This is a genomic window from Metabacillus niabensis (assembly GCF_902829255.1).
GTDB classification, from domain to species: Bacteria; Bacillota; Bacilli; order Bacillales; family Bacillaceae; genus Metabacillus; species Metabacillus niabensis.
The window spans coordinates 1-5,972 of record NZ_CADEPK010000381.1 but is presented as its reverse complement, the minus strand read 5'-3'; the positions used below and the strand labels follow the sequence as shown (position 1 = coordinate 5,972).

Below are 5,972 nucleotides of genomic sequence, written 5' to 3'. Positions count from 1 at the left end.
GAATAAAGCAGTTAATGGAATATTAACTAAAGTGATAGTTAGTATTTTCCTAGTTATTATTTTACTGATTATCGGCCTCAATATCATGGCGAGCAGAGGGTTTCATTCATTAGAAATCGTGACCCCGGAGCACTTCAATAGCTTGTCGTTATTAGTGGCTATCGTCGTTATTGCACTTTTGTTATTGTTTCGAAAACAAGTATTGGTGTTTTTCCAAAAAATATCTAACTACTATGTTGTAGCTGCCCTGCTAATCATTAGTGTATTGCTACAGCTGTTAGTCGTTTGGAAATTAAATGTGACCCCATCGTGGGACTTTGGGACAATTGTTCGAAATGCAAAAATATTAGTTGATGGCAATCCGTTAGAAAATTATTTTGTCATCTATCCGAACAATATTTTATTAGTTTGCATCCTAGCGTTTATCGGCAAACTAGCAACACCGGATCTTTTAACATTCCAGCTAGTGAATATTTTAATCATTACATCCTCGCAATACTTAATCTTCCGCATAGCAACGAAAATTGCTGGAAGACATATTGGAGTAATGAGTTTATTATTTAGTGTTTTCTTCTTTCCATTTATTTTTTTCGCACCGGTCGTATATACAGATACAGTTTCACTTATTTTTCTTCTCTTCCCATTAAACATGTTAATTAATAAGGAAGGAAAATTAAATGCTACTGTCATTAGAATAGTGATTGCCTCGATTATTTTCTCTTTAGGAATGATTCTAAAAGGCTCCTTAATTATCTTTGTTATCGCCTTTAGCATCATATTGTTCATGTTCCTACAGAGATGGAAAAAGCTCTATTTTATTCTTCCTTTTATCATATTGGTCATTGTGAAGCTAGCCTTTAATTTTGCGATTTATGAAAGTGGCATTATTGACAAAAAACAGGTGGATCGCTATAGCTTTCCTGTAACCCATTGGATATTTATGGCGCAAAATGAGCAACGGTTTGGGAAATATGCAACAGAGGATTTTCGTTATACACATGCTTTGTTAGAAACATATTCGAGGGAAAGGGTTACGCAAATCCATCTCAAACAATTAAAAAAGCGGATAACAGAAAAAGGAATTGAGGGGAATATCAAGTTTAATCTTGAAAAGCTCACACATACGTGGACAGATCCAACCTACTATTCCTTAAATAAAATTAAAAGACAGCCAATTCATCCAGAGAATTTTAGTCGTCTGATTGATTATAAATCTGGAAAGCTTCTCCAAGGCTTCGGGCGAGTCCAGCATATTATCCTCATTTTCGGATTGCTATTATCTGTACTGCTAGCAAGAAAAAATGAATTTGTTATGTTTGCGATGCTTTCGATTATTGGCTTTTTCTTCTTCCTGCTCATTTGGGAAACGAGATCGCGGTATTTAGTCAGTCTCACACCGCTAATGATTATTTTGAGCTGTTTAGGCTATGCCTGGGGAGATCGAATTAGGCTGTGGGGGAAGAAGGAGTAAAGAAAGAACACACGAGTATAGGAGATCAAGTCATGAGACGGATAATGAAGTTTGGGACTGTAGGAATATTTAATACGCTAATCACATTTATCAGCTATACAATTCTATTGAGTGTAGGGCTTCATTATATTGCAGCAAACGTCATTGCATATAGCCTAGGTGTGTTAAATAGCTACTATTGGAATAAAAATTGGGTTTTCCAGGCAGATAACGGGCAAAAGGGGCTTTTTCTTAAATTTATTATCGTCAACCTTATTACCCTCTGCCTAAACACATACAGTCTTTACTTATTGGTAGATTACCTAAAGCTACATCCTGTTTTTAGCCAGGTAATCGCAATTGGCGTTGGAATGATTGTGAATTATGTATTGAATCAAAAATGGACATTTAATATAAAGGATACTGGAGGAAATTAAATGAAGGAACTTATTTCCGTTGTAGTACCAATGTATTTTGAAGAGGAAGTTGCAGATGAGTGCTACAAACGACTGAAGGATGTTATGGTACAAAATGATATTAACTACGAGTTTATTTTTGTGAACGATGGTAGTACTGACCGGACAATGGATATATTAAGAAGGATTTCCAAGGAGGATTACCGAGCGAAAATCGTTAATTTCTCGAGAAACTTTGGTCACCAAACAGCAGTAACTGCAGGAATTGATTACGCAACAGGTGATGCCATTGTGATCATTGATGCGGATTTACAGGATCCGCCAGAGCTCATTCCTAAATTAATTGCTAAGTGGAAGGAAGGCTATGAAGTCGTTTATGCGAAGCGGAAAAAAAGAGCGGGAGAGTCATGGTTTAAGCTCGTAACCGCAAAGTATTTTTATCGCTTTATCAATTATATGTCTGATATCGACATCCCAAAGGATACGGGAGACTTTCGCCTTGTCGATCGCAAGGTAGCCGAAGTATTTAAGCAAATGACAGAACGAAACCGGTTCGTCCGCGGTATGTTCTCATGGGTCGGCTTTAAGCAAACATATATTGAATATGAACGTGATGAACGATTTGCCGGAGAAACTAAATATCCGTTGAAAAAAATGATCAAGTTTGCCTCTGATGGCATTATTGCCTTCTCAACAAAGCCATTAAAGGTTGTTATAACTCTTGGATCGTTAGCGATTCTCGTCTCATTATTCGTATGCTTATATGCGATTTTAACAAAGCTTTTCGGCCATCAAGTGGAAGCAGGCTGGACATCGATTATGGTTGCGATCACGTTTTTTAGTGGTGTCCAATTACTTAGTCTCGGAATTGTTGGTCAATATATCGCCCGCATCTATGATGAAAGCAAAAACCGACCAATGTACATTGTAAGAGACACAGTCAATATTGAAAAAGAAAAGCTAGAATACTATGCAAGTGTTGAAGAAAAAGAAGTCGTAAAAACATCATAAAAAAATGCCCTGTTGTTGATACTAAGTATCTAAACAATAGGGCATTTTTATTTTACTACTTGGTTGTTGATTTCCTCCTGCAGCATTCGCTCACTGCGGTCAGTCAGGGGCATCCCTATGTTACGCTTCTACCGCAGGAGTCTCAACAAAAGTCCTAAGAAAAGCATTAACATAACCTATTTAATAAAGACTTGATAAAGTAGTACCTGGATAATAAAACTCGAGAATTCGGTCATATGTGATGCCAAGGCTTGCCTGCTTTTGTGCACCGTACTGGCTCATCCCAACACCATGACCAAAGCCTGTCCCACTTAAATGGATTGATGTTATAACACCTAATGAATCCTTTAATTGCGTCACCTTTGAATCAGAAACAGCAACCTGTCCCCCGAGGACATGAATCTCATTTACCTTACCCTTGTAGCTAGTCAAAAAGCTCTCAAGCGAAGAACTAATGCCATTGCCTACAAGAATGACTGGCGCCTTTTTCGCGGCAGCTAGTGAGGAGCTTGTTAACGCATCAGGAAAATCACTGCCTGTTGAGTAAAGAACCTCTGACCCATTAAAGGACATGCTAAAGGCTGTTAGAATTTTCGCTAACGTTTGATAGCGATCAGCACCAGATAATCGAGAAATCGTCGCATTAATTTGCTGAAGCTTCTGCACCACATTAGTAGAAACAGCATTCTCACCACCTAAAACATAGCTAGGCTTATTAGAATGTGTCTCAATGAATGCTTGGCTATCTGCTGGCAAGGAAGCTTGGCTTGTTAAAACGATCGCGTACTGATTAATCGCTGCCACAGAAGAGCCTGCAAGAGCGTCTGCAAAGCTTTGTCCAGAAGCAACAAACAACCCGTTAACATTTAGTAATCGTTTATTAATTTCAGCATTTGTTTGGTAGCGATTCGTACCACTAATACGCATGACTGCTTCATCATTCACCGTACTAATTTGTTTGAGTTGGTCTACCACAACATCAGAAACAGCGGTTTTCCCACCGAGAACAACAACGTCAGTAGCGTTTAATCGTTTGATTTCGTCGAGGACATCACTGCTCAGGCCTTCTGGCTTTGTAAGCAGGATAGGCGCATTTCCATATTGGTACGCAAGCGGTCCTGCTGATAATGCATCCGCATATTCGTAACCTGTTGCAATAAACACTGTTTTAAACGAATGGTCTGCAGGGAATCCATTCGGATACAATTGCTTTGAAATCTCCACTGACGTTGCGATACGCTCAGCACCATTTATCCTGGCAATCTCAGTAGACGTTGGTGCTTCAATTATATCGACAAGCGAGCTTTTCATATTCACTGTGCCAAGCATTGAACGAAGCTGATTACTCGTCAACGTTGCTGGCTGATACGTTTTCACTAAAAGATTCCCTTGTGCATCCTTAACGAAAGATGAACCAGACTTTTCAACATAGCGAATTTTCACAGTTCCGCTCTTCATTCGATTTCCTGGTGTTCGTTCAGGATGTATTGTTAATTGATCAATAGAAAGGATTTTCAGATCAGAAGCTGCAGGTAGCTTAAGCTGACTCTTTAACCATGGCTTCATATTGTATCGAGCAATCGTATTCGTCTCCTGAACAGAATTCCACCATGCTTCAGGCTTTTTCAAATCTAAGCCATCTAATGATATTTGTGTTGCTTGCAAGCGGATATCCCATCTATGCTTAGGGTCATAGGGATCCGCCTTCGCAGGTAAATACGATAAGGCAGAATAACCCCAAGCACCATCATTTGATTCGATATATCCGCCGTTACTTGATGTAAACACCGTATCAGCATAAGCACTACCAATTTTAAGAATCTTGCCCTTTGTTGCGTCAACAATATCAGAAATTTTCTGCTGATAACTCGTTAATTCAATCCCACCATACACCTGATTGCTCTGTGTATCGTTTACTTTATAGCTATGCTTTGCAACATACGTTCTCGCTGCAACAGACTGTGCCTTAAGTGCCTCAATCCCCCAGCTTGCAGGCATTTCCCGGGGAACAACACCTTTAATATAGTCTTCTAACGGTAGCTTATTGATAGGACGGACATATAGCCCAGACTCAATTTTAAACTCAAACGAACCACGGTATCGTCTCGTTTCCTCATCACCAGTAATTTGCACATAGCTATTGGCATCATTCACAGATGTTAAACTTAAATTCCCCTCAACGAACCCTTTTCTACTATTATTTACATAAAAAGCAAGTCGATTATTCTCAACCTTTAACGTAAAGCTTGTAACACCATCTAGTAAACGATCATTATTCAAATTACTAGTTTTATATTCACCAACTACATTTACATGTAAGGAAGTTTTATTTCTAATATAATTTCTCAATTCAACTGTTACAGTAGGCTCACTCACAGCCTTGGCAATTGTCGAAAATTGAAAAAATGGAAGAATCATCACAATTACAAGAGAAAGCTTAAGTAATCTCTTCATCAAGTACCCCCGTTTTCTAGACTTAACAAATCTAGTTATATCAAAAACAGAATTGGATTGATATAGTAAAATAATGTAAGATTCAGAGAGGAAATGTTAGGTGGTAGAACTAGATTGAAATAGTCATTGCATCGTTAGACATTTCTTTACTTTCGCCATCATGAAAATGATTATTAAAGCCACTATTTGACAGTAATAGTGAGATCCATAATAATTAGGAAAAGAAAAGGACATACAACATTGTGTGATCTTCAAATAAATAATGAGGTATTTAGTATGAATTCATTTGATAAGCTACCAAGAACAATAAAAAAGACAGTACGATATATAAATCAGGATGTTAATTCACTGGAAAAGCTAGAGAGAATTGAGAGAATAATGAACCGTTACATAAATAAGAAAAGGGTAGAGTTAAAGAAGGAGAAGTAAGTTATTTAATCCTTCTTCTTTTTTATAGAAAAATGTAAACATCAAAAATGATATACTCCCAAAATTACGAAAAAGCTATTCTTCCAATATCCCACTACAAACTATTTTAACCTTGTTACAACTACCACCTTACTACATTTTTTCCGTTTACTGTCCAATATATCTAAGTAGAATAAAAGCATGTTGATTAAATACACATATTATAATAGTAG

Annotated in this window: 5 protein-coding genes; 4 read left to right on the top strand and 1 reads right to left on the bottom strand. The window is 37.6% G+C overall.

Annotation, left to right across the window (positions count from 1 at the left end; genetic code table 11):
• The 3 genes from HU235_RS22135 to HU235_RS22125 all read left to right on the top strand — a co-directional run.
• Window positions 1-1,471: glycosyltransferase family protein (locus HU235_RS22135; RefSeq protein WP_174881615.1), on the top strand; the 1,471-nt coding region annotated here is incomplete at its 5' end.
• A gap of 32 nt (window positions 1,472-1,503) precedes the next feature.
• Window positions 1,504-1,887, top strand: coding sequence for a GtrA family protein (locus HU235_RS22130; protein WP_095301581.1), 384 nt, complete (start codon window positions 1,504-1,506; stop codon window positions 1,885-1,887).
• Window positions 1,888-2,877 carry a glycosyltransferase family 2 protein gene (locus HU235_RS22125; protein WP_095301582.1) on the top strand — a complete coding sequence of 330 codons (990 nt, stop codon included), beginning with the start codon at window positions 1,888-1,890 and terminating at the stop codon, window positions 2,875-2,877.
• Window positions 2,878-3,057: 180 nt separating this feature from the next.
• Here the strand turns inward: HU235_RS22125 and HU235_RS22120 are convergent, their stop codons facing one another.
• Complete coding sequence (locus HU235_RS22120; RefSeq protein WP_174881614.1) at window positions 3,058-5,331, bottom strand: SpoIID/LytB domain-containing protein; 2,274 nt, start codon at window positions 5,329-5,331, stop codon at window positions 3,058-3,060.
• A gap of 276 nt (window positions 5,332-5,607) precedes the next feature.
• On the opposite strand from HU235_RS22120, the gene HU235_RS22115 reads away from it, so the two are divergent.
• A complete protein-coding gene (locus tag HU235_RS22115; RefSeq protein ID WP_174881613.1) occupies window positions 5,608-5,760 on the top strand; it encodes a LytR family transcriptional regulator in 153 nt (50 codons plus the stop codon).
• Window positions 5,761-5,972 lie beyond the last annotated feature (212 nt).

Bases quoted from the DNA above. Each gene is read 5' to 3' on its own strand.
- HU235_RS22120 (WP_174881614.1), bottom strand. From the start codon at position 5,331: ATGAAGAGATTACTTAAGCTTTCTCTTGTAATTGTGATGATTCTTCCA.
- HU235_RS22130 (WP_095301581.1), top strand. From the start codon at position 1,504: ATGAGACGGATAATGAAGTTTGGGACTGTAGGAATATTTAATACGCTA.
- HU235_RS22125 (WP_095301582.1), top strand. From the start codon at position 1,888: ATGAAGGAACTTATTTCCGTTGTAGTACCAATGTATTTTGAAGAGGAA.
- HU235_RS22115 (WP_174881613.1), top strand. From the start codon at position 5,608: ATGAATTCATTTGATAAGCTACCAAGAACAATAAAAAAGACAGTACGA.